Below are 26373 nucleotides of genomic sequence, written 5' to 3' on the forward strand. Positions count from 1 at the left end.
CGTCGAGCGATGGGGTGTCAGTGCGCAGACGCTGCTCGGCCCAGAGGTTGTAGATCCGGAACGGCAGGAGGTAGCGGCGCAAATTGGAAGGGGAGACCGGCTTCCCGCCACGGCCGTTCATCCCCTTCGTCGCGAGGAAGAGCGACAACTGCTCGGCTTCCCGCGTCGAGGACTGCAGTTCCCCGTTGCCTTGCGTCTGGAACTCCGACCACGCGAGGTAGTAGCGATCGACCGTCGTGAGCTCGGCGGCCTCGACAGCTGGCTCATCCGCATCACCGGTCGACGCATCGTCAATCTGCGCGTTCACTCGGGGGCCCCGGTTGTCCTGGGCCGCGCGTGCGCCCACGCCCGCGGACATTGCGTCGGCATCCTCTTCGCGCGGCCGAGGTACATCGGCCGGTTCCGCGGTGGACGAGCCCGCCTCTGAGAACTGGCGATGTTGGAAAGCCGTGACGAAGTCCTCTAGGTCTTCTCCTGCGATGGGGCGTTCGCCTGGGCCGGTGATGCGGTCCCGTTCGTAGACGTATACGGCAAGGGTGGCGGCGTCGGGGTACGACCCGCGTTCCTGGGCGTACGTGATCCAGGCGTTGTAGAAGTAGTCATGCCAGTACATCTCATCGTCTGCCTGCGGTGTCTCGACAGGCTCAGGCTCGGGCAGTGGCCCGTAGCGCTGCTTGAGGAGCTGGAGCAGCGGCTGCAGTTGTTCGTCGGTGAGGGGGGCGCCGGCCGCGGTGGTGATGCCGTGGTCTTGGAGCCAGTACGCGAACTGGGCGGCCGTGGGCTCGCTCTGGAAGTTCGCGATCCACGCCTGGTAGGCCGCGGCGAAGCCCTCCGCCGTCTCTGCGCCCGCCTGGCCCTGCACGTGGGAGCGCTCCGGCTCCGCGGGCGACGTCATGAGTTCGGGGTGTACTGCTCCTCTATTGCCCTGCTCCGTCTCCTGCTCCGCGGTTGCTGCGGCCTCAAGTTCGGGCTCCTGTCCGCGGACCGGGGCGGGCGGCGTCCGGTCGACAGTGAAGGTGAACGCGATCGGCAGCTCGTCGATGCCTGCTGCCACCAGGCCGGCGGGGGCCGTCTCGGCGAGCGGGACGCCGTAGCGGGCCAGGCGCAGCGGCATCAGGGACTCGACGGGGGCCTTGCGGCGCCAGGCGCGGCCGAACCGGGAGCGGAGGCTGGCTTCGTAGACGAGGCGCTCCTGTTCGAGGCGGATGACCTGTTCGTAGGAGCGCAGTTCCCACAGCTTCATGCGGCGCCAGAGCAGGAAGGTGGGAACGGGAGAGAGCAGCCACCGGGTGAGGCGGACGCCTTCCATGTGCTTGTCGACGGTGATGTCGGCGATGCGGCCGATTGCGTGCCGTGCGGCCTCGACGGCGACGACGAACAGCACCGGAATCACCGCGTGCATGCCCACACCGAGCGGATCGGGCCACGAGGCTGCACCGTTGAAGGCAATAGTGGCTGTGGTCAGCAGCCAGGCTGTCTGCCGTAGGAGAGGGAAGGGGATCCGGATCCAGGTGAGCAGGAGGTCCAGGGAGAGCAGGACGCAGATGCCCGCGTCGATGCCGATAGGGAAGACGTAGGCGAAGTCTCCGAAGCCCTTCTTGAGGGCCAGTTCGCGGACGGCTGCGTACGATCCGGCGAATCCGATGCCTGCGATGACGACCGCTCCGAAGACCACCACACCGATCAGGATTCGGTGTACCCGGGTCAGCGTGGGTGTGCCGCCCTTCCCCGCGCTCACGTACCACTCCCCTGTTTGAGCCTCGCTAATGAGCAGCTCTCACACTCCCACGATGTGCGGCGGGTTGGAGCCCTTCGGCATTGGCTCTGGGCGGATCGTCTGCGAAAAGTGATCATTGAGGCCCGTGTGCGGCGGTGTGCAGTCAGCGCTCCTGGGCCGTTCGGTCATGCCTGGGGGCAACAGTGCGGCGCCCGCCCCACGCTGAGGGATCAGGCGCCGCGTGCACGGTATTCCGTCGGAATACGCTTCATCGCTTCCGTGTGGAGTTGAGGCGTTGGATGCCGAGGGCGTCGGCAACAGCAGCGATGTCCTGGAGTGCTTCGTTGCGGGGGTCGAGGAATCGCAGCGGGCGTTGGGTAACGATGGTGTCCTTGAAGCGTTGCTTGCGTCGGATGATGGGCAGCAGCTTGTCGTGCCAGTCCGGGTTGCCGCGGATTGCTTTGATGGCGTCGTCCGCGACAGCTCCACCGCTGCGCCGGATGTTGCCTTGGGCGTCCAGGGGGATGTTGGTGGCAAGGATGTGCTGGACCTCGGTCTTGAAACCGAAGCGGCGGAACTTGCGCGCTCCCTTGTCCAGGGTGTCTTCGAGGTCTTGCAGGCCGATGATGTACTTGAACTCGTCGGCGACGCATCCGATGACCTCGGGGCCGACCATGGCGATCGACAGCAGAAGGATTCCGAGTGTCGGGCCGCAGTCGAAGAACATGATGCTCCAGCGTCCTTCGGGCAACTGCTCGTCCAGAACGTTCTGCAGCCACAGGACACCGGCCGGGTCGAGGCCGAGGTTGACTTCCGCATCCGCCATCTCCGGCGTGCCGAGGATCAGATCGAGGTTGGGAATACGGCGGAATGCGCTGTCTTCTTCACCTTCCCCGATGCGGTAGCGGGCCGGTACGACGGCTTCCTCAAGACGGTGCTTTCCCTGCAAAACATCGAAGATGGTCGGCTGACCCTCGGGCGGGTCCTGGTAGCCGAGGATGTGGGATGCGGTGCGCTGGGGGTCGAAGTCGGCGACGGCAACGGAGTGCCCTCGTCCGGCTGCTTCAACGGCGAGGTTGATCACGTCCTGGGTCTTGCCGGCACCGCCGGCGATGACGGAGCAGGCGAAGATTCTGGGCTCTTCGGACGCGTTCGTGGTCTTCGAGGTTGGCAATGGTTCTCCTGAGGGTCGTGCTGGGGCGCCCTCGTATTCCGTCGGAATACCGCTGACTCAGCGGTCGACGTATTCCGACGGAATACGAGCCTGCCTCACTTGCCGCCGAGGCGGTCCAGTTCCCAGTCGGTGGGCTGATAGTTGACGGCGGACTTGAGATGGGCGAGGTAGTCGCGGTCCTGGACGTCCCAGGGGCGGCTGGCGTCAGAGGCACGCTGCTCGGCGACGGCTAGGGCGACAGCCAGGGCGACGTGAGCGGTCAGCTTTGCGTCGCCGGACGCGGACACCTCCGCGAAGTACTCGTCCGCTCTCGTTACATCGGGCCCGATCGGCTTGGCTGTTGACCGAAGCCACTCGTGGGCTGTCTCCCGTGCGGCCTTGCTCGGGACTGCGAGAAGGGCAGGGGCCAGGAGCCTCAGAGTCTCCCGGGGATTGGAGGGGACTCCCAACTCCAAGACGGTGCGGCACGCCTGTACCCGCAGTTGTGCCGCTTCGGCGCTGGGATCGGGTTCCGGCTTGGTCTGTCCCTCGGGGTGGTTCTGCTCGACCGCCAGTTTGGAGGCGTCGTCATCTGCACCCGTCGGGTTCGTCTCAGCAGGGTTGGCGTCTGCTGCCGGACTTCCCTTAGCTGCTTGTTCGCCCGGGGAGGTCGTCTTCTGTTGTGGGACGGGATGAGCCGGCTTGGCCTTGGATTCGGGCTTGGCCTTGGACTTGGATGTCGTTGGGGCCGGGGGTGCCAGAACCTTGGCGGCGGCGAAAGCGGCCTTTAGGCCCTCTTCCTTCATAACCCGCCAGGCCTGCAGGTGCTGCTCCGGAGTGGTGAGCCTGTCGAGCAGGATCTCTGCCTCGCTGACAGCGAGCCCGTCCATAACGGCCTGCCGGACTTCGGTGGGGAGCTTTAGGAGCTTGATCCGGCGCGAGATGTGCGGCTGCTTGCATCCGGTCTGTGCAGCGACCTCCGCTTGCAGCATTCCGTCGTCGAGCGCTCCTTGGAAGCCCAAGGCCTCTTCAATCGGGTTCAGCGGGATCCGCCGCATGTTCTCCGGCAGGCCGAGAAGCCGCGCCCTGGGGATCTTCGAGTTGGTGACCTTGCAGGGCGCGGTGTCCTTGCCAGCCCGGGCGAGGGCGAGCTTCCTGTTGTGTCCGATCAGGGTGACGTAGTCGCCTGCCGGGACGGAACCCAGCTTGTCTTCCAGCTCGTCAAGCTTCTCAGGCTGCGTCTCGGCTAGGCGGGGACGCCAGTACTCGAGGAACCCTTCAACTTCAGCAACCGACAGGTCCTGCAGGACTCCGCCTTCTGCCTTGATCGACTCGGTGAGTTCGTCGATGTCCTCGTCCCGGTAGACGAGGCGCGGGTTGAAGGGGTTGGGGTGGAGTTGCTCAAGGGGGATTTCGACGACCTCGGTGGCATCAGGGTCGTCCCAGATGCTTCGGGTCTTCTTCTTCCTGCCGAAGGTCATCGTGGGCCCGGAGGCTCCAGCGGCCATGAGGGGTGCTCCTGAGACGAATTGGGTGCTAACTGGAGGTGACCCTAGCGGCCCAGTAGCCAGCCCCTCGCCAACGGGGCGGTATTCCGTCGGAATATCCGAGACCCCACAGAGATCTATACGCCCGCATTTGGCTGTTATCGCACGTTATGCGTCCCAGTCCAGCTCCCATCCGTGTCTCGGCTTGGAGCGACTGATATTCCGTCGGAATACTCGATCGGGCGATCCCTCCCTGCGCTGTGAACGCGCTCAGGATCAGGGGAGGTCGTCCCGTGGTTCGGCCACGGCCCGAAGAGTAGGCCCGCCAACACGAAGAGCCCCGCACCCTGGCGACGTGTCCAGGGTGCGGGGCTCGTCATGGGGTGGATCGGCCCGAAGGCTGCGAGGAGCACGCGGGACGGCTCAGCGGTCCTCACTCGGAGGCGGTGTCGGCCGGCCTGGATGCTGGGTGGCGCATGAGGGTCACCGGGACGGCGCCGGGTTGGGCGGGCGGGGTGTAGATCAGACGCCAGTTGTTCTCCCATTCGCACCCGCAGGGGTGGGCGGGATGGTTGTGGCCAGGGTTTGCAGTTGACCGTTGACCACTTCCTCAGCTGGGCGCTGACCGCCTGGAGGGGATGGATGTCAGGCGTGTGACGCCCGTCGCGGCTTCGAGTTGTTCCCTCAGCTTCTGGTTCTCCAGGGTGATCCGCTGGATGTGACTGGCGGCGAGCTCGAGGGTCTCGGTGAGTTCACGGTTTCGCCGTTTGAGCTTGGCATTTCGGGCGACGAGCCTGTCGTGGCGGGTCGGTACGCTGGGGACTCCTGGGGTCGTCGGTGTCGACCGGATAGCAGTGATCTCCTGCGCGATGTCCGGGAAATGGCGACGGAAGGTCGTGTTGCTCATGCCGAACTTCCTGGCCAGGGCTAGGACGCTCGGTTGGATGCCGTTGTCGCCTGCTCGCCGGCGGAGTTCCTCCAGTGCTGCCTGGACCCGGACTTCGGAAGGTGCGTCGACGCGGCGGGTCACATGGTCTCCGGGATGTTGGTGTTGTGGTTGAGGAACGCCTCGATCTCGGTTCGCCGTGACATGAGCCGGTGCTGCATCAAGGGCGGCAGCGGCGGCCGAGCACCCAGACGCCGGTCGATGCGGTCAAGTTCCGCCCGCCATGCTTCGGTGTTGCTACTGGTCAGGGCCACGTTCCGGCAGGCGAGGGGCTGGCATTGGCCATGGTCGGGCAGCCCTTCGAAGCGGCCTTTGCGGGCCCGCTCGCAGAGCGCCTTGCTGTGATCGTGGACGCAGCTGATGTAGGTGCCGGTGTAGACCGCGGGGTCTTCCCGTTTCATGATCCGTTTCAGGCGCCGTTCGTCGGTGACGACGGTGCCCTGGAAGCGGGCCCGGTGACCGAAATCTTCGAGGCGGCGGGCGGCTTCTGCGGCGGCTGGGCCGGTCAGTTCGGTGTGTTCGTGGGCGTCGACCATGGCGAGGTAGTGCTCGCCGCGGGCGAGGGCTTGTTCACTCTCGACCTCTGCGCGGAATCCGGAGTCGCTGGTGCCGGCGTAGCCCTCGAAAACCTGAATGCCGTGGTGGCGGTATTGGAGGGCCCCGGCGATCGTGCCGCCCGGTCGGCGGGCGATGAACCAGGCCAGGGTCCGCCGGAAGTGCGACGTCATTAGGCGGAACATCCTGCTGTTGACGGCCGGGATGCCGTCGACGCGGTCGTGCTTGTCGCAGTAGGCGTTCACCCAGGCGACGAAGTGGTTGAGGTTTTCGTTCGTGGTGCTGTTGACCATGGCGTTGGCGCCGCGAACGCGGTGGCGGGTGCCGTAGCCGTGGGGAAGGCGGGTAAACAGGATGTCGGTGCCGGGCGGCTGGAGGGCTTCCATGACCGCGATGGCTCGCGCTACGGGTTCGCCGACGATCCAGGTTGCCGGTACTCCCTTCGGGTCGTCTTCGCCCTTGAAGGCGATCCCGTCGACCTTCCAGCGGTAGGGGAGGCCGTCGGGGTCGCGCTCGGTCCGCAGGCAGCCGCGCCGCAGTTCTTTGACCTCGGAGTCCCGCATGCCGCTCAAGTACGCGATCACGCAATAGGCGGCAGCTTGGAGATGCCGGGCGAGAACGGCCAGGCTGTTGGGCTGCTCGGGGTGGGTGACGATGTCGTCGGTCCAGGGCCGGCCGCCGAGCGAGCCCTTGATCCGGATGTCGAAGGCCGCGCTCTCGCTGATGCCGACCCTGGCCGCGGCCTGGTCGATCAGCGCCTCGTAGGCGGGATCGTCCAAGGACTTGCGGCTGCATCCGATCTGCTGGGCCAGGACCTTCCGGTTCGGGGCTTTCCGCCAGCCCGGCAGCGGCCGGCCGCGGGTGACGTACTCCTCCAGATGATCGGAGATCGCCTGGTGCAGGGTGCCGGTGGACTTGTGGAACTTCCGGACTGGGAGCCGCTGATAGACCCCCGCGAACCGGGTCTTCCTCCACAGCTGGTCGGCGGCGATGATGTCGGGGGAGAAGAGGTCGATGAACCGTAGTGCCCAGACGAACAGCGGGCCGAGGACCTCTTCGGGAATCCGGCTGGTGCGGTTCTCGCCCCGCCGTTGTCCCCGCGCGGTGGGTTCGCCCCACCCGTCGATGTGAGCCGGGTCGAAGGACAGCCAGTCACCGAGGTTGTGCCGCCAGCGCCAGAACAGCCGGACTTTCGCCCGGCAATGTTCTCGCTGTGTGGCCGAACCCGGGAACAGGCCGACGAGATGCCGCTGGTAGGCGAGAAGGTCGACCGCGGTCAGGGTCGACAGCCTCTGGCATCGGGGCTCGGGCCGACCGTCCAGCCAGGTCAGGAACCGGAGGAGTTCGGTGAACGCGGAGCGTACTCCCTCGACCTTGCCGCGCTTCTCCCCTGGCGGGAGGGGGCCGGACAGCATGGCGTACGACAGCTGCTTGGCGACCGGCTGGAAGCGGACCGGGACGCGGTCGAAGTTCAGGATCAGGTTGCGGCCACTGCTCTTGTGGATCGCGGGCCGCAGCTGCCAGACGCCGTCGCCGAACTGCGAGGTCTGCGCCAGTGTGAAGCCGTCCCGCAGGGGGCGGTCGTGGAGGACGAAAACGTCGTCGCCGGGAAGCGCGACGCTGCGGGCGAGGGCGGTCACGGTCACAACTGCTCCCAGGGCTCCTCGACCAGATCCAGCAAGGCATCGGCTGGCTTGGCCCGCTCAGCGTGCTCGCGTTCCGCGGGGCTGAACTTCGCGAGGATGTCGTGGCGGATCGCCGCCCAGGCCGGCCCGTAGCGGCGCCACCACTCGGCCTCGCTCATCGCCTGCCGACGCTCGGCCAGGGCGTCCATGAGCCCCAGCAGCCGGGGAAGGTGATCGCGGGTGACCAGGCAGTTCCCGCAGTGGAAGCAGGCCAGGAAGGATGCCTCACACGTCTTCCCGGTCGCCGGGTGGGCGTGGTCACCGCAGGCGGTCCAGGCGGTGTCGAGTTCGCCGTCGGCCGCCCGCCGGGCCGACTCGGCATCCAGGCCCGCCTCGTGCTGCAGAACTTCGGCGTCGGCCGGACCGGTCACTACTCGCAAGGAGCCGCCCGCGGCGTTCAGCACCTGCTCGTGCGCGCGGAGTGCGGACTGCTCAGCATCGACGAGTGCCTCGCCGAGAACCTGGTGGGCCCACTCAACGATGACGGGATCGCCGCCCAGGTAGTTACGGAAGAGGACTTGCATGGTGTTCGACTTCGCGGCCGACGGCAGATGTCCGCCCAGCCGGCGTGTGCGGCGGACCTCGGTGCTGGTCTTGATCCGGTTGAAGGTCACCTGGAGCGGCCCCGCCTCGGCGCCTTCGGATGCATCGGCCAGCAGGGGGCGCCGGCGGTCCCCGGCCCATTTCGCGAGCTTCACCTCTCCGCCCCAGAGCTTGTCCGCGAAGGGCGGGTAGTGCTCGTCGACGTCGTCGCCCCCGACCTCGAGGATGTTGCGCCAGGCGCAGAAGAGCCGGTCCGAGCCGCAGAACGCCCGGCTGCGGGCCGTCAGCTTATGGATCAGCAGGTAGAGGCCGCCTGGGGTATGCAGGGCTCGGTGCGCCGGGCCGATCTCCCAGGTGACCGTCTCGAACCATCGCCGCGGGCCGCGCCGCCGTTTGATGAGGGTGACCTCGACGGCCCGGCGGTCCAGGATCTTGTGCTGTGCGGGCAGTTCCTTGAGCGTCTCGCCGTTGCGTTCGGTCAGAGCACACAGCAGGACCATCAGCGGCGGCAGATCCCGCAGGTGCAGGAACAAGTGCTGGGCCAGCTCGATCCGTCGTGGCAGGTGGTCATGAAGGCTGGCGTCCCGCAGCCGCGGAACCCTTCCGCTCGCGGCCATGTCGGCCAGCATGGCCGCTTTCGCGTCACGGCGGCCGTCGCGGTGACGGCGTACGAGTTCCTCTCCAGCTCTGATCCGGTCGCGGATCTGGGCGACATCGGCTCGGGCCGCAGACAGCAGCCGTGCGAACTCGCCGTCGGAGTAGCCCGCCTGGCCGGCACTGCGGGATCTTGGCTGGCGCCGGGCCAGGGAGTCACGGGCCTCGGAGGGCAGGAGCGAGACGATCGCGTCCATGTCGAGCAGGAGCTTGATGTCCTGCACGTCGCTGAGAGCCGTTTCCTCGCCGGCCTGGACCGTGCGCAGTCGTAAGAATCCTTCGACGTGGGCGGCGGTGAGCTGGCCTGGATGGGCGGGCGGGGTGGGAAGTCCGGCCAGGAACCGCATCCAGCGCCCCAGGCACCACCAGGCCCCCGACGCTGAGGTTCGAGTGCGTAGTCCGCCGCCGGGACCCGTCCGCTGGGCGAGGGCCCCGGCCAGCGGAATCCACCAGCCCGGCAGCGGCAGCCGGGCCACGTCGAAGACGTCGTGACGGCCGTCGTCACCGTGGAAAAAGACCACAGTCGCGCCCGCAGGACCTGCCCCCACCGGGCCCGGCGGGTCGTATTTGCCCGGCGGCAAGGCCGTCGGGCGGCCTGGCCCCGTGCTGCCGCGTCCCCGGCGGGTCACGGAACCGCTTCCTGTTCAGCGTCGGCCGGGACGGCGTCGTCGCCGAGCTGAGTCAGCGGAGTGTCTCTCGGGTCGTCCCAGGTGTCGGGGACCAAGGCCATGCGGGTTTCCATCTCCAGCTCCTGCAGGGCGTGCAGATAGATCAAGGTCGTCAAGATCGACCGGTGTCCGAGCCTGCGACGGACCCAGTCCAGCGGGTCGCCGAAGATCCGGGTGTAGTGCCCGCGCTGCTCGGAGTTGAGTTCGGCGAGCTGAGCGATGTGAGCCCGCTGAAGCTGCTCGAGGGTGACCACAGCGAACGTGTGACGCAGGAGGTGGGCGTGTGCTTCGACCAGCACGTCCGCCTTGTGACAGCGGTCGTTGGCCGTGGAGAACATCGCCTGCCAGCCGGAGACCGACATCGGCAACCCATTCTCGTTCAGCCAGAGCATCGCAGGTTCCAGACCGTCCTCGGTTTCCCGTAACAGCCGCCGCCGCTCAATCGGGGAAAGATCTTGCAGCCGCATCCGGTGGACACCGCCCGAGCTGAGCCTGTGCACCACATCCGGGCGGGACGGGTCTGCGATTACCAGGGGTCGGCGGATGCGCTGGTAGCGGCCCGCTGCCCGGGCCTGCTCGACCGCCTCGGCCCGGTCCCACTCGATGTAGGCGATCACCTCCTGGACCGTGCTGTGCGGGACGTAGACCCACCGGGCGGAGAAGTTCTTCGCGATCGCCCCGGGCAGCCAGAACCGCTGGTAGCCGCCCAGCGCAATGCTGGTGGGAACCTCGAAGACGGTGACGCTGGCCTGCTCGGTCAGCCGCAGCCCCGTGCGGACCATCAGATCGCTGAACGTTGCATTGCGGGCCGCCCACCGGCCGCGGAACCGGTCCGAGGGCAGCCCGTTTGGGCCGTAGCCCCGAAGCCCCACGTCCCGCCAGAGCCGGTAGGTCGCCGGCGGCATCCACTCGATACGCTCCCCGTTCTCGTCATGCGCGTAGGTCGCAGGGACCGTGGATGGGGCGAAGGCCCGGACGACCGACCCGATCGGAGCGGGACGACGGACGCGATGCGGGATCGGGACCGCCCCGACGTAGCCCTGCCGGACAGCCCACTCGTAGAACTGATTGACCAGCGACACCTCCTGATTCCAGGTGCTGCCCTCGATATGAGGCCCTGTCTCATCCCGGCGGCGCCACTGGTGGAACGCCATATGATCCGCCTCCGCGGCGGCCCGCCACGACTTCCCACCGCGCGAGGTATGCAGGAACGTGAAGAACCGGGCCAGAGCTCTGGCCCGGTTGGCGTTGCTGTTCCACGGCGCCGTCAGATTCGCCTGAAAGAAGTACGAGTTGAGCGCGACGTCGTACTCGAACCGCGGCGAGAGCAGGAACGGCAGGCCATCGGGCAGACCCGCCTCATCCAGCCACGACACCAAGTCGTCGGGCTGTACGTCCAGGAAAGAACGCGTGGTCGTGGGGGCGGGTAAGTCACGGCTCACGAAGTGCACCGTCCACCCGGGTCTGCTCAACACCCGCGGACACTAACCGGCCAGTGGCCGCCTCCTCACAACCACAGCCGCCCAGCTGTGACTGGTGCCCGGCGTTCAGCAGGAACTTGCCGGGATCATGGACCGCACGCGCCTTACACCACGGCGCCAGCGCCTCCGATATCGCCGCATCCAGCCCCGCCTTGCGGGCGGTCTCGACCAGCAGCACGGCGCCGAACTGCGAGACGACCCCGCGACGACCGCCCTCGACGCGAACACGCGGGTACGACCCGCCACGCTTACTCACCTGGAAAGTCTTCCGGCCGGAGCGGGAACAGGGACCTAGATAATCCTCATTCTCGCTGGTCGGAGGCCCTTTCTGCTTTATGGTCACCCATCGCCGACATGATGCTGGGTGAGCGCGTCCAGCGATGTCTCCGCTACATGCACAGCGACGCTCATCGCTGCGATGCTTCGCCGTCGCGGATCGGAACGGCGGCGGAGCGGATACCGGCGGCAAGCTCTTCGTCTGCGACTGCCCATCCGCGCCCTCAGTTCGGTGTCGAGCTCATCGGCGCCGAGCCGCCAGAGGAGGGACGCCGGACCTGCTGGGCTCGGCAAGGACGTCGCAATACGCTGGTGCGTGAGGAAAGACCCCGACCAGCCCGCACAGGCATGCCGCCCGGACTGTGTCGTTGGATCCTGTTTAACCCGGCCGCCAAGGGATCAGAAGCAGGACCGGCCAGGCTCCTTCTCCCAGGCGATCACCACGAGCGCGATGTACAACCGCAGCTCGCACCCTTAGGGCCCGAAAAGACGTTGCTATCGTGGGGTGGGGTAGTCCGGCTTCGAGAGGGATTCACTGATGGAGCCATCCCACACCCGGGTCCTGGTCGAGGCGGCCTACGCGGCCGGAGCCGGTGACCGGCGCGAGGCCGCGATGACGGTGCTGAGGCTGCTCGAGCCGGTGACCCATCACGACGCGGGCGCCCTCATGCTCTGGGACCCGATGGCCCGTGCGCACCGCGCACTCGCTGTGGTCACCTACGGTGATGAAACGGTTGCCGCACTGGGGGACCGCTATGCGGCGAGCACCGAGAACCGGCCGGTCCGGGAGCGGCACCTGCCGTTGCGGATCGACGACATGCCAGGCGACTACCGACGGTCCCCGATGTACCGAGAGGTGCTCGGACCTGCCGGATTCGCAGACGGCATGACCGCCTGCCTCTTCGCGGACAGCGGTGTGTACACGGGCATGCTGCATTTCTCCGCGGCGGCGCGCGGCGCGTTCCGCGACGACGCGGCCGAACTCCTCAAGGCCCTGGTGCCCGCGCTTGCTCAGATGTGCGACGTGGCTCGACGGCAGACCACCGGATGCGCCATACCACCGGGAGCGAACGCCACCCTGATCGACCACACCGGCCGTGCCTGGGCCGTCGAGTCGTGCGCCCCGGCGCTCGCGCCCACGCAGCCCGAGTTCACCGGCTTTCTGCGCCGATTCATGGCCTCAGCGCAGGTCGCCGCCACCGGGCTGCAGGCGTCGAGTGAAGGGTGGCTCTCGCTGCAGGTCCTGAAGGTGGCCGATCCGCTGGGACGGCCGGAGCCGGCTGTACTGGTGCAGGAGCTTCCGACGGCCGGCCTGCCCTATTCACTCTCGCCGCGCGAGTACGACATCCTGAACGGGATGGCGGCGGGGTTCTCGAACCAGCAGCTGGCATCGCAGCGAGACGTCGCCTTGCGCACGGTGACCACGCACGTGGAGCGGATCCTCCACAAGATGGGGCAGCCGTCGCGAGCCGGCGCGGTGGCGTCGGCGCTGCGCGAGGGGATTCTCAGCCTGGACCGCTGACCGCCGCTGTCGGTAGGAATGCGTATTGAGCCACAAGGTGGCCTAGCACCATATTCGAGGTGAAGACAAGCCCGCGCTGAAGGCGGCCCCCACCCGCCGAGCCGGCTGCTGCCGACCCCGCGTCCTACCCCGCTGTCGCCGCTCACGGCGCCAACAGCCGACCGGGGCTCGTTCATCCCTCAGGAGGCCCGGCCTTGAACGCTCCAGAAGCTCCGCAAACAGTGCCCGAAAGACCCGGCGGCACGGATGACGCCCGCGACCGGCTGCACGAACTCGGTTACAAGCAGGAACTCGCCCGCACACTCAGCCTGGCCGACGTCGTCATCTACGGCCTGATCTACATGGTGCCGCTCGCCCCCGTCGCGGTGTTCGGCATCGTCTACAACATGTCCGCCGGCGCCGTCGCCGCGGTCTACGTGGTGGCTGCGATCGCCATGCTGTTCAGCGCCATCAGCTACAAGGAGATGGCGGTCCGGTTCCCGGTCGCCGGCTCGGTCTACAGCTACGTACGGATGGGCAGCAACCGCTTCCTCGGGTTCGTCTCCGGGTGGGCCATCCTGCTCGACTACCTGCTGCTGCCCGCTCTTCTGTGTGTCTTCGCGGCCAGCGCGATGACCGGAGTGGTCTCCTGGGTGCCCGCCTGGATCTGGGTGGTGATCTTCGTCGCCGCGACCGCCCTGATCAACATCATGGGCATCAGCGTCACCGCGACGATGAACAAGATCTTCCTCTACATCCAGCTGGTCGTACTGGCCGTGTTCCTGGTCTGGGCAGCCGTGCTCATCCTCAAGGGCCAGGCCCACCTGTCGCTCAACCCGTTCATCCCCGCGGACGGCGGCTCCTGGTCCCTGGTCCTCGGTGCGGTCCCCGTCGCCGCGCTCAGCTACATCGGCTTCGACGCGATCTCGACACTGAACGAGGAGGCCGAGGGCGGCGGCCGGACGGTCTCCAAGGCCACCATGATCGTCCTCTACCAGGTGACCGCGCTGTTCGTCGTGCAGGTCTTCGTGGCGGGCATCCTGGTCCCGACCGGGACGAAATTCGCCGACGGCGACCCGGTCAACAACGCCTTCTACAACGTGGTCGGCACGGCCATGGCGGGCTGGTTCAAGACGGTCCTCCTGCTGACCGCCGCCCTGATCGCGATCTTCGCCAACACCATCGCCTCCAACGCCACCTCCGCCCGCCTGGTCTTCAGCATGGCCCGCGACGGGCAGCTGCCGAAGTTCCTGTCGCGGGTCAGCGACAGGCACCAGGTCCCCCTCAACGCGATGATCTTCATCGCGCTCCTGTCGGTGGGAGTCGGCATCCTCGGCGTGGAGCAGTCGGGACTGCTGACCACCCTGGTGACCTTCGGCGCGATCACCGCCTACGTCCTCCTCCACGTCAGCGTCTTCACCCACTTCGTCGTCCGAGGCGGCAGCCGCCGCTTCTTCGTCCACTGGGTCTCCCCGATCCTCGGCGCCGCGCTCCTCCTGGTCGCGCTGTGGAACGCGGACCCCAACGCCAAGATCGTCGGCTCGTGCTGGCTCGTCATCGGCCTCGGCGTGGCGGCGTACTTCAAGCTCACCGGCCGTTCGCTCGGCGACTCCGACGCCTGACCGCACTCCCGCTCACCGCCGGGCAGCACTCGGCATCGGCCCGAGACACCGTCACCTTGAGGCGCAGGCCAGCCCCAGTCGCGGCCCGGAGGTCGCGAGCCCCCTCACACAGGAAAGGCACCCTCCCGTGAGCCCATTGTCCTTGCCCCGTCGCACCGCAATGGCGTCCCAGCAGCAGGAGGTGAACTGATGCGCACCGGTGCAGATCGCTCGGCCGAACTGCTCGAAGTGTTCCGTCTGCGCAGCGAAGAGCGCCTGCGCAAGGAGTGCACCCATGAGGTCGCCGCTGCCCATGACGCGGCTCCCCTGGGACCGCACGACGACCGCACGCAACGCGTGCTGCGAGCGCTGCGCAGCCTGCCCGTCTCGGGCAAGCACATCATCTTCTCCGAAGGCCCCGACGGCCCCTGGCGCGTGTCGAAGATCGCCCTGGGCATGCCGGGCAACCTGCTCCTGACCGAACAGTCCTTCGAGGACTACGAACACGCCATGCGGTACATCTTCACCGCGCGTGCCGCGGCACTGCAGCAGAACTAGAAAGAAACGAGAAGGTCATGGCACTCGCGAGCGGCCGCACGACGACCCAGAACGTCTTCGGTTACACCGATCGCTTCTCCGCCCGTCCCGGCGAGCAACTGTCGTTCCACATCAGCTGTGAAGGCCCGCCGGCCTACGACGCCGCCCTGGTACGCCTGCGACACGGATACGACGGGCAGGCGGGGCCCGGCTTCCTGGAGGCCGAGGTCCCCTCCACCATCGACGGCACGTACCCGGGGCAGTACTACGCCTGCCAGCCCGGCTCCTATGTCGAAGTCCCCGATCCGAACGGTTTGCTGGCGACCCCCGACGCGCTGGTCATCCGCGCCTCCGTCTTCCCGACGCTGCCACGCGACAACCGCTCAGGGAGCCTGGGCGCCTACCGGGTCAGCCAGAGTTCGGTCGGCTTCACCGGCGAACGCCAGCCGGTCATGGGCACCTGGGACGCGGCGACCATGACCGGCTGGGCCCTGCTGCTCGACGACGGCAAGCCGTCTTTCGTATGGAGCGAGGGCGGTCAGCGGCGGACCCTCACCCTGGAACAGGAGCTGACTGCCCACCAGTGGTACCGGCTCGAGGTCGAACTTCCACGGTCGGCGGGGCAGATCACCCTGCGGCAGACCCCGCTGGACCACTGCGCGGACCGGGTGGCCCCGGCCGCCGCAGCCGCCGTACCCGAGCAGGCGAACGCACCCGCCTCGGCGGCCTGGACGGCTTCCTCCATGCCGTTCCGTATCGGCGCGCTGGCTCGCGAGGACGGTGACCGGCTGCTCGCGGCCACCGCGTTCAACGGGAAGATCGGTGGCATCCGCGTCGAACGCGCCACCGACGACGCCTCCAGGACGCGCGAGCCGGTTGCTGCCTGGCACTTCGGCCGCAGCGAGCGCCCCGACGGGCTGCTGCTATGGGATGTGGTCGACGAGGGCCCGCACATGCTGCACGGCCGCTGCGTCAACGCGCCCGTCCGGGGCGTCACCGGGCCCACGTTCCAAGGTGTCGTGGAGGACTTCCGGCTCGCGCCGGACGAGTTCGACGCCATCCACTTCCATGACGACGACATCGCTGACGCCCAGTGGCCCGCGGCGTTCACCTTCGAGGTGCCCGAGGACCTGCCCAGCGGCGTCTACGCGGTGCGGCTGCGGGCCGAGGGCATCGAGCAGCACGTGCCCTTCCTCGTCGGGCCGGGCCGCCGGCGCAAGGACGTCGCCGTCCTGTTCCCCACGGCCACCTACTTGGCGTATGCCAACGACAGGATCGCATTCGAGGCGGACGGTATGGAGATGCTCCTCGGGCACACGCCCATCGTCCACAAGGAAGACCTGGTCCTGCAGGACCACCCCGAGTTCGGCCGCTCCCTGTACGAAATCCACAATGACGGGTCCGGCGTGGTGTTCGGCAGCGTCCGCCGCCCGCTGATCAGCCTGCAGCCGCGGTACCGGGCCTCGTTCATGAGCGAGGGTCCCTGGGGCCTGCCCGCCGACCTGTCCCTGGTGCACTGGCTGGAGACGGCGGAGTGCGAGTTCGACGCCCTCACCGACGAGGACCTCGACCGGGAAGGCTACGACCTGCTGCGCGACTACCGCGTCGTGATCACCGGAAGCCACCCCGAATACGTCACGCGGCGCGAGCTAGACGCCCTCGAGGAGTTCACTGCAAACGGCGGCCGGCTGATGTACCTGGGCGGCAACGGGTTCTTCGCGACTGTCTCCTACGACCCCGACGCCCCGTACCTGATGGAGCTGCGCCGGGCCGACGGCGGCACCCGCCCCCACCAGTCCCCCTTCGCCGAACGCCGCCACACCACCTCGGGCGAGGCCAGCGGCCTGTGGCGCAACAAGGGCAAGGCCCCGCAGCGTCTGGTGGGAGTCGGGATGGCGGCCCAGGGCTTCGACCGCTCCACCTACTACGAACGCCTCGCGGACAGCCGGGATCCGCGTGCGGCCTTCATCTTCGAAGGCGTCGGCGAGAACGAGCTCCTGGGCGACTTCGGCATCATCGGCGGCGGCGCGGCCGGCTCCGAAATCGACTGCTGGAACCCGGCGCTCGGCTCGCCGCCCGGAACCCTGGTCCTGGCCACCTCCGGGCCCTTCTCCGACAACTACCTGCTGGTGACCGAGGAGATCTTCGAAATGCTCCCGGGGATGGGCGGAACCGAGCAGCCGGCAGTTCGCTCGGACATGGTCTACTCCGCGCTGGAGGGCGGCGGCGGCTTCTTCTCGGTCGGATCCATCGCCTGGACCGGGTCGCTGTCCCACAACGGGTACGACAACAACATCGCGAAGATCACAGGCAACGTGCTGCGGCGCTTCCGCGACGAGAAGCCACTGGAGTAGGCCGCGCCTGCTGCCGAAGGTGATCCGCTCCGCCAGCGGAGCGGATCACCTTCCGAAATCCGGCTGCGCATCCAGCACATGGAGCAGGGGCGCAGGCCACTCTCTGGAAATTCACGGCCCTGGCAGCCGGTCAAAGTCGCCGCCGTGCTGGTGCTGCCGTCCTCATTCCCCGTCCACCTGGCCCAGCGGCTGTCGTCCGACGTCGCCCCCAGACAGCCGAAGCCAAAGAAGCACGCGAGGAACCACCAATGTGCCGACTGGAGACCCAGTGACCACCGTTCTGCGCACGCTGCGAAACTACATCGGCGGCGAGTCCCTGAACGCCGCCGACGGGCAAACCATCGAGATCGTCAACCCGGTGACCGGCGAGTCCTACGCGACCTCGCCGCTGTCCGGCCGGGAGGACGTCGACGCCGCCATGGCCGCGGCCGCGGCCGCCTTCCCGGCGTGGCGCGACACCACCCCGGCCGAGCGACAGCGCCTGCTGCTGAAGATCGCGGACGCTTTCGAGGAGAGGGCCGGAGAACTCGTCGCCGTCGAGTCCGAGAACACCGGCAAGCCCCTTGGGCTGACGGCGAGCGAAGAGGTGCCACCGATGGTGGACCAGATCCGCTTTTTCGCCGGCGCCGCGCGCCTGCTGGAGGGCCGCTCGGCCGGTGAGTACATGGAGGGCATGACCTCCATCGTCCGGCGTGAGCCCGTCGGGGTCTGCGCGCAGGTCGCACCGTGGAACTACCCGATGCTGATGGCGGTCTGGAAGTTCGCCCCGGCGCTCGCCGCGGGCAACACGGTGGTCCTGAAGCCGTCGGACACCACCCCGGCCTCCACCCTGCTGATGGCCGCGATCATCGGGTCCATCCTGCCCAAGGGCGTCTTCAACGTCGTCTGCGGTGACCGCGACACCGGCAGCCTGATGGTCGAACACCCCACACCGGCGATGGTCTCCATCACCGGCTCCGTACGGGCCGGCAGGCAAGTCGCCGAGTCCGCGGCCAGGGACGTCAAGCGCGTCCACCTGGAGCTGGGCGGCAAGGCGCCGGTCGTCGTCTTCGCCGACGCCGACATCGCCCAGGCCGTCGAGTGCATCTCGGAGGCCGGCTTCTTCAACGCCGGTCAGGACTGCACGGCCGCGACCCGCGTCCTCGTACAGGAGTCGGTCCACGACGAGTTCGTGACGGCGCTGGCGAGGGCCGCCACCGGCACGAAGACCGGCCGACCCGACGACCCGGACGTTCTGTACGGACCGCTCAACAACGCCAACCAGCTCACGCAAGTCTCCGGCTTCACCGAGCGTCTGCCTGCCCACGCCAATATCGAGGCAGGCGGCCATCGCGTCGGCAACAAGGGCTATTTCTACGCCCCCACCGTCGTCTCCGGCCTCAAGCAGGACGACGAGATCATCCAGAACGAGGTGTTCGGCCCGGTCATCACCGTCCAGCCCTTCCGCGACGAGGCACAGGCCCTGGAATACGCCAACGGCGTCGACTACGCCCTGGCCTCGTCGGTGTGGACCAAGGACCACGCACGCGCGATGCGCATGTCCAAGAAGCTGGACTTCGGCTGCGTGTGGATCAACACCCACATCCCACTCGTCGCCGAGATGCCCCACGGCGGCTTCAAACAATCCGGCTACGGCAAGGATCTGTCCGCGTACGGCTTCGAGGACTACACCCGCATCAAGCACGTCATGACGTCACTGGACGCGTGACCCTCGCGCCGACGCCGCCAGTGCCGGTGGGATCGCCCAGCCGGGATCCCGACATCCGCCCGAAGTGAGGAAGGGATCCGCTGCGGAGCAGTTCGAGAACCCCTCTGAACTGGAGGGGGCTGATGCAGGTTTGGGTGACCCATCGACACGACGATCACCGCGATACGCCCCTCAGTTCGCGACATGGGGCAGGGATGAGGACTCGGGGGCCAGAGCGCCCAAGGCACCGCTTCTACAAATGGTCACTGACCGACTATGCACAAGGGTGCGGGTGGCGCAGGTACACCGCGTGCGTGTGCACGGCGCGGGGGAACTGGGCGATGACCTCGCTGGGATCATCACCGGGGTAGCTGTGAAGGTGCCGCCAGTCGTGGAAGTGCCCCATGTAGGCGGTCGCGGCCTCGATGACGGCGGACCACGAGTGGTGCCCGAGGGCGACGAAGGCGACAGGGTACGGTTCGCCGTACGGTCCCTCCAGGCCGCTGATCTGCAGGCCGGCGCAGTTGAGGAATCCGCACTTCTCGGCCTCTTCGCTGGCGGGGGCCCACATGTGCTCGGTCGAGTAGAGCGTTCCGTTGTCGGCCTCGCTGGTCTCGATCTCGTACAGGGGCGTGGCGGTCACGCGCTCACCCCCGCGATGGCGGCGGCCAGCAGGCCGGCGATGTCGGCGTCGTATGGGTCGGTGTAGCTCTCGTGCTCGCTGACGTGGAACGGCGCGTCCTTCGCGGTGAGCGTGAAGGCGGGGAGGACGGTGGCCGCCCGGCCCGCCAACTCGGTGTTGAGGCGGTCGGCGTCGCGGGAGGCAAGCCAGGTCTGAAAGTAGGGACCGAGGCGGAGCAGGGTGTAGCCGGTGTTGTCACTGCGGCGGGCTTCGACGTGGACGCCGTAGTGGGCGGGGGCCATGCCGACGTCCTCGGGGAGCGGTAGGTCCGCCGCGGCGTGGGTGAGCATCGCGTAGGCCGGCTGCCAGGTGCCGAGGATCGCGGCCGTCTCGCAGCGCAGCCAGCCCCTGTTGTTGTAGCCGAGCTTCTTGCCGTGGAGGTAGGCGGCAGCGTGCGGGGTGTCAGGGTGGCGCAGGGCGACGGCGATCAGGTCGGGGCCGTGGTCGTCGCCGGGGCGGGGCTGGGCGCGCTCGATGAACGGGCCTACCCGTACGGCGATGTCCTGGGCGTGGCCCGGCGTCCAGGGCTGCGGGTTACGCATGGCGGTGAGCATGGCGCGGACCTGGCCGATGACGGCCTGGTCCTCGGGCGACATGGCGCCGTGGGCGTGGCCGCAGCGCCGGAAGGAGGGTCGCTTCATCGGGTGGGCTCCTGTTCTGGGATGAGGTGGGCCCTTTGGGGGCGGGAATGGAGGGGCGTCGCGCCCGGCCGGGAAGGTCGGGCGCGGCGCTCCGTGTGGTGCTACTGGGGAGCGGTGTCGGTGACCACGAGGAACTGATCGCTGCGCAGGTCCATCACGACCCGGGCGTCCGGGCGGCCTTGGAGGCGCTGGGCGGCGGCGTACTCTTCCGCCGGCCACGAGCCGCGGGGGCCTCCGGCGGGAAACCGCTCCAGGACGCTGCGCTGGGGCTGGGTGGACATCAGGGGTACATCCCTTCGGGTGTGGCTGGCGGTCACGGGTCGGTGTCTTCGGTGGCGGGGATGTCGCCGAACATGTCGTCCATCGCGCGGGTGACGGCAAGCCGGTGTTCGGGCCGGGTGGCGTTGAGGACCGTGTTGGTGAGGTCGATCAGATCGATGCCCTCGAACAGCTTGGTCAGGTCCGCGACGGTCTCCGGGTCCAGCACCACGCTGTCGGGGCGTTCGCTGTCCATGAAGCAGCTCATGGCGTCGAGGTGGTCGGCGAGCCGGTGCGCCATGGCCGGGGAGATGTCGAGCATGTGCGCATGCTCCGAGGCCATGCCGGGGCCGTTGGGGCTGAGGTCGATGCCGATGGTCCGTTCACGGCTGGGTGAGCGCCGCACGAGGTTTTCCAGGGCTTCGGCGAGGGCCGTGATCGCGTTGCTGCGGTCGGTGTCCGTGTCCGGGGCGGCCACGGTGTCCGTGTCGTCTTCATCGGTGTCCAGCACCGGCGCTGCCCAGAGGACTTCGAGGGTGTCGGCGTGCAGTCGGATCACCCCGTCGGCGGTGTCGGGGAGGGTGAGGTGTCCGGTGACGCGGAGCAGGTCGCCGGGCTGCCGCTCGGTGAGCAAGGTGTGCGCGATCTCCGGCTGCGTGGTGATGCAGGGGATGACCGCTTCTTCCATCAGATGGTCGGTCCCGGCAGAGCACGTCAGCCGCCAGATGGCGATGTCCTCCCGGTCGCCGGGTTCGGGGGCGGCAGCCAGGTAGCCATCCAGAGCAAGCGGTATAGCGTCCATCAACTGGCCTCCGCCGGGGGTTTGGTGGGGCGAGGGGAGTGGGGTCGGGTGGTGCGCTGAGCGAGCAACAGGAGCTCGCGGTTGCGTCGCTTCTGGGCGTCGGTGAGCGGGCGGGCCTTCGCGCCGTGGCGGTGCCAGAGCGGGGAGGCGGGCGGCTCGGGGTAGGCGAGGGCGTGGTCCACCTCGCGTTGGGTGCTGTTCAAGGGAGCCTCCGGGTGGAGGGGTTCAGGCGTGGTCGTTGTTGTGCCGACGTTTGGGCTGGATGTCGGAGGCGAAGCGACCGAGGCGGGCCTCGGTGGGTTCGCGGCGATCCAGTCCTCAGCGCACGCCTTGTGCACGGGCTCGCCGTAGTGGGAGCGCATGGGCGTGGGCTGGTCGCACAGCGCGCAGGGGCGGTCCTGCCAGCGGTCGAAGTGCTGGCTGTCGCGCCAGTCAAGGAGCGCGCCGGGAGCCGGGATCAGACCCGGCTCGTCAGCGGCTTCTTGCTGCGGCGGCCTGTCACGGACGGAAGGCGGGCAGCTGCTGGAACACCTGCTCCACCAGGTCCCGCCGCGGCTTCCAGGCCGGAAGTGCGCCCGTGGCGGGCACAGGCAGAGGGAGCTCCTGGACGTCTTCGAGGACCAGGTGGTGCGCGTCGCGCTCCGCCCACGGGCTGGTGCACCGCTCGGGCCCCAGGTCCAGGTGGCAGTCGGTGAGGCGGGCGACGCCGATGACGGCGCCCAGATGCAGTGCGCGGCCGTGGATCGCGGTGGCGACCAGCGGGTCGCGCAGCGCGTCGGGCTCCGGCTTCTTCTTTCCGGCGTGGAGCAGGACCCAGCCGCGCCACGGCCAGTGGGCCGGCCTGTTCTCCGGGCTCTTCCCGGCGAGGATGCAGGTCGCCCAGGGTTGACGGATCGTGATGGCGCGGATCCAGTCGCCCTCGGGCAGGGTGGCGGTGCTCATGCGGCTCGCCCCCACACGGCCGTGCCCGGGCGGCCCGAGCGCCGGCCGTTGATGGACGGCACGTTGGCGTGTTCCTTGGTGGCGAGGACGGCGCGGCCGGAGTGCTTGCCGTCGTAGAGGGCGGCGTCGGCGGCGCGCTGCGCCGCGGACAGGTCGCGGGTGCCGATCGCGTCCAGGGCGGCGGCGCCGACCGAGGCGGCGACGTCCACGGCCTGGCCGTCGTCCAGGACCACCGGGATGCGCAGCATCCGCACCAGTTGCTCGAGGCGGACCTCGCGGCGGCCACGGGGCAGGCGCAGTACGGCGGCGAACTCGTCTCCACCGAGCCGGCCGACGGCCGCACCCGGGCCTGCCCAGGCGGTGAGCCGGTCGGCGGTCGCACGCAGCACCGTGTCCCCGGCCGCGTGGCTCAGGCTGTCGTTGACGTCCTTGAAGTGGTCCTGGTCGACCAGGACCACAACGGTGTCATCGCCGTGGCGGCGCAGGACCTGCCGGGCCCGGGCGGTGTACGCGTCGCGCCGAAGGAGCCCGGTGAGCGGGTCCTTCTTCGCGGCGGCAAGCTTCCGGTGCATCGCGATCGCGTGCACGGTCCAGCCGGTCAACGGCACGGCGGCTGTGGTCAGTAAGAGTGCGTGCTGCCCGAACCGGGCCTGCACGCGCAGGACGGAGCCCATAATGAGGATCTCCCTCTCTCGTCTCGACGGGATGGGTGGGTCCGGGGCAGGCGAACTGGTTTGGACGCCTTGAGCGCCTGTCCCGGCGTGGATCTACAGCTCGAAGTCGCCCGTCGCCGGCGGGGATCCAGCTGTACGGCATCTCGTGCTACTCGTGGTTGAGGGGCCACTGCGACGGCCCCGACCCCGACAGGTGACGGGGCGGGGCAGCACGGAACGCGCTCAACTCACAAAGTCAGCGGGTCGTTTCGATGGCGTACCGCAGATGCGTCCGCGCCCGGGCCAGCCCATCGCGCTGGTCGGCCCCAGTGAGGGTGAGCGCTTCGGTGAGATAGCCGACCGCGTAGTCCAGTTCCTCGCCGGCGCGTTGCAGGTGGTCGCGGTTCGCGCAGCCGAGGGCGTGCATGGCGCGCTCCACGAGGCTGATGAACTCGGTCGGGGTGACGTCGGTCGGCGGTTCTTCGCTGATGAGTGCGGCGAGGTCCGTACTGAAGCAGTCGGTGACCGCGGCGAAGGTGTCGGTGTGACTCTGGGTCTCGGTGGTCATGCGTGACGTCCTTAGTGCCCGTTTCTGAAGTCTCTGAAGTGATATTCGGGCGGGCCTAGCCTGGTCATGTGGCCAATCGTGACGGCCGGGCGCCGGTCCGGTACTGCCCGGCCTGTGGTGAGCGGTTGCGACCGGATGCCGGCCCACGGGCCCGGTTCTGTTCGGCGGTGTGTCGTTCCAGGCAGTGGCATCAGGCCCGCCGGGTGCGGGCGAGAGTGACGGCCCTGCGGGACAGCCTTGATACAGCAGAGTGTCCGTCGTGCGGGGCACAGTGGACTCCGGGGGTGGAGCACCCGGCGGGGACGGTCTACTGCTCGCCCAAGTGCCGGACGAGAGCCTGGCGGCAGCGAGGATGAGCGTTCAGAACAGCGTCACAGTGACGCTGTTCTGAACGCTCATATGTCCAACTTCCGTACGTTCATCTCAAGTTGAAGCCAGAGTCTTGTTGACGATCTCGTGCCGGGAGGACGCTCCAGGGAAGCAAGGGACCGCGGGTTCCTTGCGGCCTGGAGTGCCGCGCCCGGTCCCGTGAAGGGGTGGTGGCCACCGTGTCCGAGAACGTCGGTCAGGTTACGCGGCAGCGCTACGAGGAGATCATCGCCGGAGACCGGCAGCTGGTCGCGCAGATGGGGCGGGCGATGTTCACGATCGGCGATCACGCTGTGGAGATCGAGCCGATGAGGCAGCAAGGTGGTTCGACCTCGCACGGCGACGAGCTGTTCGGGGTCTACGCGTCGCTGCAGATATACGCCGACGACATCGGGTTGTCCCTGAGCACGGTCCTGAACTACCGGTTCACCTCGCGCCGTTGGCCGGCCAACCGGCGTCGTGAGGGCGTCTCGCACAAGGTCCACTCGATCCTGGCGTCGATCCAGGAGGATGCCGAGCGGTTCAGGGCGATCGACGACCCGCCGGTCGACGACGTGACCGGGACGCGCAGGTGGACGACGAACCTGGCCAAGAAGCGTGTCGGTCGCCGGCCGGACCGGCCGGGGACGGTCCAGGAGAAGGTGGAGCGCGTCCACGACCTGGCTTCCGACGAGGAGGTCGCGGTGGAGGTGACGCGGGACGTGCTGCGCCGTCCGCAGGTCGCTGCCCGGTTGATGGAGGACACCGCCGTCAGGCGCGCGGTCAATGACGCCCAGCGGCCCGAGCACCGCGCGGAGGCCATGCAGTCCCTGGTCAAGGACGACGCCGCGGCGGCGAGGATGGCCTCCGACGTGCTGCGCCGTCCCGAGGTCGCTGCGCGGGTCGCGGCCGACGACAGAGCACGGCACATGGTCAACCGGGCTCAGGCCGACCGCTCCCGCCAGCAGGCCGAGGCCTTCCGCCGCACCTCGCCGGTCGGCCCGGCCGTGAGGAGGATCGAGCGGACCGAGGAGGTCGTCGACCTGCTCGGCGCGTTCCACCGGTTCGTACGCGAGGCGTCCAGGGCGGTGCCGAAGATGCGCGACCGTGAGTGGTCGGGGGACGAGCGCGAGGTGCTGTTGTCGAATATTGCCCGCACCCGCGCGACGCTCGACTGGATGGAGACCGCGGTCTCCACCGGCCGGGTCGACATGGACGAGGAACTCGCCCGCATCCTGCGGGGTGAGTGACCGTGCGTAAGCGCTCCCCGGCAGCGGAGCGTCATGCCGAGTTCATCCACATCGCACTGATGGAAGCCGCTCCTGCGGGGCTGCCCCTCAAACGGCTGATGGGCGCCTGCGAGCTGAGCAAGTACCAGACCCGCAGCGGTCTGGCGGCCCTGCGGGACCTGTGCGGTGAGCGCGAGTGGCCCCCGCTGATCTGGACCCGTGAGACCGGCTACCACTTCGCGGCGAGCGAGGAGGAGCTCGAAGTGTGGGAGAGGGTCTGGATCAGCGAGAAGCTCACCCAGTTCCGCCGGATGATCACCGGCACGCTGGCGCCGCACCTCGCGCTTTACCCCAGGAGCCGGTGGGCGAACTATCTGAACACGCAGATCAGAGCAGTGGAGGCCAGTCTGGAGATGGCGGCTTCGCAGACCAGCTGACTCCCATCTCCGGGGCGCCGACACTTCAACAGAAGGAAAGGATCGGGGGTGCTGGCCGGCTCCCTCCTCGCGCCAGACGGCCAGCACCCCTCCCGTTCCTATGCGCCGACGCCGCTACCCGTCCGACATGACGGACGCCGAGTGGGCCCTGATCGAGGCCCTGTTACCGCCAGCAGCCTGCGAGATCGGCCGCGGACGGCCGGAGAAACACCCCCGCCGCGAGATCATCGACGGCATCCGTTACCTCGTGGATAACGGGATCAAGTGGAGGGCGATGCCCTCGGACTTCCCGCCTTGGCGGACGATCTACGGATTCGCGCGCCGCTGGGCTGCCGCTGGCGTCATCAGCCTCATCCGTGACCAGCTTCGCAGACGAGTACGGCTCAGCAGCGGCAAGACCCCGCAGGCCGCCGCGGTGATCGTGGATTCCCAGAGCGTGAAGGCGTCCGAGACCGTCAGCAGGGACAGTCGCGGTTACGACGCCGGGAAGAAGATCAACGGCCGTAAGCGCCACATCGTCGTCGACACCCGTGGCCTGGTCCTGCTCGTCATGGTCACCCCGGCCGATGTCACCGACCGGAACGCGGCCAAGGAGGCCTTCTTCCGGCTCCACTTGATGCATCCCGAGATCGCGATCGTCTGGGCGGACTCCGCCTACGCGGGCGGGCTGGTCGACTGGGCGAAGGAACGTCTCGACATCGAGATCAAAACGGTCCGGCGCCCGCCGGGGGCCAAGGGCTTCGTGGTCCTGCCGCGCCGCTGGGTGGTCGAGAGGTCGCTTTCGTGGATCATGCGGGCCCGTCGCCACTGCCGGGACCATGAGAGGTTGCCGCAGGTCAGCGAGACGCTCATCACCTGGGCGGCCATCACCCTGATGACCCGGCGACTCACCCGAAAGCCGACACGCCGGCCCACGCGGGCATCGACCGCCCCGACCGTGATGGCGGCGGCTGCCTGACCACCATCCA

General features: G+C 68.3%; 22 protein-coding genes and 2 pseudogenes. 8 read left to right on the top strand and 16 right to left on the bottom strand.

Annotated features, from left to right (window positions below):
- Positions 1–951 precede the first annotated feature (951 nt).
- The 8 genes and pseudogenes from ACGFWE_RS40550 to ACGFWE_RS40585 form a co-directional block, all read right to left on the bottom strand.
- Positions 952–1738, bottom strand: a pseudogene (locus ACGFWE_RS40550) (DUF2637 domain-containing protein); the annotation flags it as partial.
- 247 nt (positions 1739–1985) lie between these two features.
- Positions 1986–2891 carry a ParA family protein gene (locus tag ACGFWE_RS40555; protein ID WP_393605358.1) on the bottom strand — a complete coding sequence of 302 codons (906 nt, stop codon included), beginning with the start codon at positions 2889–2891 and terminating at the stop codon, positions 1986–1988.
- A 95-nt stretch (positions 2892–2986) separates the two neighbouring features.
- Positions 2987–4378, bottom strand: coding sequence for a ParB N-terminal domain-containing protein (locus ACGFWE_RS40560; protein ID WP_393605360.1), 1392 nt, complete (start codon positions 4376–4378; stop codon positions 2987–2989).
- A 589-nt stretch (positions 4379–4967) separates the two neighbouring features.
- A complete protein-coding gene (locus ACGFWE_RS40565) occupies positions 4968–5264 on the bottom strand; it encodes a hypothetical protein (RefSeq protein WP_393605362.1) in 297 nt (98 codons plus the stop codon).
- A 119-nt stretch (positions 5265–5383) separates the two neighbouring features.
- Complete coding sequence (locus ACGFWE_RS40570) at positions 5384–7504, bottom strand: hypothetical protein (protein ID WP_393605364.1); 2121 nt, start codon at positions 7502–7504, stop codon at positions 5384–5386.
- Positions 7501–9261, bottom strand: a complete 1761-nt coding sequence (locus ACGFWE_RS40575; protein WP_393605366.1) for a hypothetical protein — start codon at positions 9259–9261, stop codon at positions 7501–7503. Before ACGFWE_RS40575 ends, ACGFWE_RS40570 begins: the two co-directional genes overlap by 4 nt.
- Positions 9262–9365: 104 nt before the next feature.
- A complete protein-coding gene (locus ACGFWE_RS40580) occupies positions 9366–10784 on the bottom strand; it encodes a site-specific integrase (protein ID WP_393605540.1) in 1419 nt (472 codons plus the stop codon).
- A 142-nt stretch (positions 10785–10926) separates the two neighbouring features.
- Positions 10927–11145: pseudogene (locus ACGFWE_RS40585) on the bottom strand (IS1380 family transposase); the annotation flags it as partial.
- Between the two features lie 633 nt (positions 11146–11778).
- Here ACGFWE_RS40585 and ACGFWE_RS40590 point away from each other — a divergent pair.
- The 5 genes from ACGFWE_RS40590 to ACGFWE_RS40610 all read left to right on the top strand — a co-directional run bounded on the left by ACGFWE_RS40590 (position 11779) and on the right by ACGFWE_RS40610 (position 18866).
- Complete coding sequence (locus ACGFWE_RS40590) at positions 11779–12687, top strand: LuxR C-terminal-related transcriptional regulator (RefSeq protein WP_393605368.1); 909 nt, start codon at positions 11779–11781, stop codon at positions 12685–12687.
- A 221-nt stretch (positions 12688–12908) separates the two neighbouring features.
- The gene (locus tag ACGFWE_RS40595) at positions 12909–14288 is read left to right on the top strand and encodes an APC family permease (protein WP_393605370.1); all 1380 of its coding nucleotides are present in this window, start codon (positions 12909–12911) and stop codon (positions 14286–14288) included.
- Positions 14289–14477: 189 nt separating this feature from the next.
- Positions 14478–14825 carry a hypothetical protein gene (locus tag ACGFWE_RS40600; protein ID WP_393605372.1) on the top strand — a complete coding sequence of 116 codons (348 nt, stop codon included), beginning with the start codon at positions 14478–14480 and terminating at the stop codon, positions 14823–14825.
- A gap of 17 nt (positions 14826–14842) precedes the next feature.
- On the top strand, positions 14843–17158 hold the full coding sequence (locus tag ACGFWE_RS40605; protein WP_393605374.1) for a N,N-dimethylformamidase beta subunit family domain-containing protein: 2316 nt from the start codon (positions 14843–14845) through the stop codon (positions 17156–17158).
- 268 nt (positions 17159–17426) lie between these two features.
- Positions 17427–18866: a gamma-aminobutyraldehyde dehydrogenase gene (locus tag ACGFWE_RS40610; RefSeq protein ID WP_393605376.1), complete on the top strand. Its 1440-nt coding sequence runs from the start codon at positions 17427–17429 to the stop codon at positions 18864–18866.
- Positions 18867–19119: 253 nt separating this feature from the next.
- On the opposite strand, the gene ACGFWE_RS40615 is transcribed toward ACGFWE_RS40610, so the two are convergent.
- From ACGFWE_RS40615 to ACGFWE_RS40650, 8 genes are all read right to left on the bottom strand, one after another.
- Positions 19120–19488 (bottom strand): hypothetical protein, encoded by a 369-nt coding sequence (locus tag ACGFWE_RS40615; RefSeq protein WP_393605378.1) that lies wholly within the window; start codon positions 19486–19488, stop codon positions 19120–19122.
- Positions 19485–20168, bottom strand: a complete 684-nt coding sequence (locus tag ACGFWE_RS40620; protein WP_393605379.1) for a hypothetical protein — start codon at positions 20166–20168, stop codon at positions 19485–19487. Before ACGFWE_RS40620 ends, ACGFWE_RS40615 begins: the two co-directional genes overlap by 4 nt.
- Before the next feature lie 101 nt (positions 20169–20269).
- Positions 20270–20449, bottom strand: a complete 180-nt coding sequence (locus tag ACGFWE_RS40625) for a hypothetical protein (RefSeq protein ID WP_393605381.1) — start codon at positions 20447–20449, stop codon at positions 20270–20272.
- A gap of 32 nt (positions 20450–20481) precedes the next feature.
- Positions 20482–21228: a hypothetical protein gene (locus ACGFWE_RS40630; protein ID WP_393605383.1), complete on the bottom strand. Its 747-nt coding sequence runs from the start codon at positions 21226–21228 to the stop codon at positions 20482–20484.
- Positions 21228–21431, bottom strand: a complete 204-nt coding sequence (locus ACGFWE_RS40635; RefSeq protein WP_393605385.1) for a hypothetical protein — start codon at positions 21429–21431, stop codon at positions 21228–21230. Before ACGFWE_RS40635 ends, ACGFWE_RS40630 begins: the two co-directional genes overlap by 1 nt.
- 295 nt (positions 21432–21726) lie before the next feature.
- Entirely contained in the window at positions 21727–22170 is a 444-nt protein-coding gene (locus tag ACGFWE_RS40640; RefSeq protein WP_393605387.1) for a hypothetical protein, read from the bottom strand.
- Complete coding sequence (locus ACGFWE_RS40645) at positions 22167–22844, bottom strand: GGDEF domain-containing protein (protein ID WP_393605389.1); 678 nt, start codon at positions 22842–22844, stop codon at positions 22167–22169. Before ACGFWE_RS40645 ends, ACGFWE_RS40640 begins: the two co-directional genes overlap by 4 nt.
- A 235-nt stretch (positions 22845–23079) precedes the next feature.
- Positions 23080–23391: a hypothetical protein gene (locus ACGFWE_RS40650; RefSeq protein WP_393605391.1), complete on the bottom strand. Its 312-nt coding sequence runs from the start codon at positions 23389–23391 to the stop codon at positions 23080–23082.
- Positions 23392–23939: 548 nt separating this feature from the next.
- On the opposite strand from ACGFWE_RS40650, the gene ACGFWE_RS40655 reads away from it, so the two are divergent.
- The 3 genes from ACGFWE_RS40655 (at position 23940) to ACGFWE_RS40665 (ending at position 26363) form a co-directional block, all read left to right on the top strand.
- Complete coding sequence (locus ACGFWE_RS40655) at positions 23940–24989, top strand: DUF6192 family protein (protein WP_393605393.1); 1050 nt, start codon at positions 23940–23942, stop codon at positions 24987–24989.
- 2 nt (positions 24990–24991) lie between these two features.
- Positions 24992–25405, top strand: coding sequence for a RacP protein (locus tag ACGFWE_RS40660; RefSeq protein ID WP_393605395.1), 414 nt, complete (start codon positions 24992–24994; stop codon positions 25403–25405).
- 100 nt (positions 25406–25505) lie between these two features.
- Positions 25506–26363, top strand: coding sequence for an IS5 family transposase (locus ACGFWE_RS40665; RefSeq protein ID WP_393605397.1), 858 nt, complete (start codon positions 25506–25508; stop codon positions 26361–26363).
- Positions 26364–26373: the final 10 nt, after the last annotated feature.

The organism is Streptomyces sp. NPDC048523, assembly GCF_043199815.1.
Taxonomy (GTDB): domain Bacteria; phylum Actinomycetota; class Actinomycetes; order Streptomycetales; family Streptomycetaceae; genus Streptomyces.

What these genes read in the sequence shown, in the direction of transcription:
- ACGFWE_RS40560 (WP_393605360.1), bottom strand. Translation starts at nt 4,378, where the DNA reads ATGGCCGCTGGAGCCTCCGGGCCCACGATGACCTTCGGCAGGAAGAAG.
- ACGFWE_RS40565 (WP_393605362.1), bottom strand. Translation starts at nt 5,264, where the DNA reads ATGAGCAACACGACCTTCCGTCGCCATTTCCCGGACATCGCGCAGGAG.
- ACGFWE_RS40590 (WP_393605368.1), top strand. Translation starts at nt 11,779, where the DNA reads ATGACGGTGCTGAGGCTGCTCGAGCCGGTGACCCATCACGACGCGGGC.
- ACGFWE_RS40600 (WP_393605372.1), top strand. Translation starts at nt 14,478, where the DNA reads ATGCGCACCGGTGCAGATCGCTCGGCCGAACTGCTCGAAGTGTTCCGT.
- ACGFWE_RS40605 (WP_393605374.1), top strand. Translation starts at nt 14,843, where the DNA reads ATGGCACTCGCGAGCGGCCGCACGACGACCCAGAACGTCTTCGGTTAC.
- ACGFWE_RS40620 (WP_393605379.1), bottom strand. Translation starts at nt 20,168, where the DNA reads ATGAAGCGACCCTCCTTCCGGCGCTGCGGCCACGCCCACGGCGCCATG.
- ACGFWE_RS40625 (WP_393605381.1), bottom strand. Translation starts at nt 20,449, where the DNA reads ATGTCCACCCAGCCCCAGCGCAGCGTCCTGGAGCGGTTTCCCGCCGGA.
- ACGFWE_RS40630 (WP_393605383.1), bottom strand. Translation starts at nt 21,228, where the DNA reads ATGGACGCTATACCGCTTGCTCTGGATGGCTACCTGGCTGCCGCCCCC.
- ACGFWE_RS40640 (WP_393605387.1), bottom strand. Translation starts at nt 22,170, where the DNA reads ATGAGCACCGCCACCCTGCCCGAGGGCGACTGGATCCGCGCCATCACG.
- ACGFWE_RS40645 (WP_393605389.1), bottom strand. Translation starts at nt 22,844, where the DNA reads ATGGGCTCCGTCCTGCGCGTGCAGGCCCGGTTCGGGCAGCACGCACTC.
- ACGFWE_RS40650 (WP_393605391.1), bottom strand. Translation starts at nt 23,391, where the DNA reads ATGACCACCGAGACCCAGAGTCACACCGACACCTTCGCCGCGGTCACC.
- ACGFWE_RS40665 (WP_393605397.1), top strand. Translation starts at nt 25,506, where the DNA reads ATGCGCCGACGCCGCTACCCGTCCGACATGACGGACGCCGAGTGGGCC.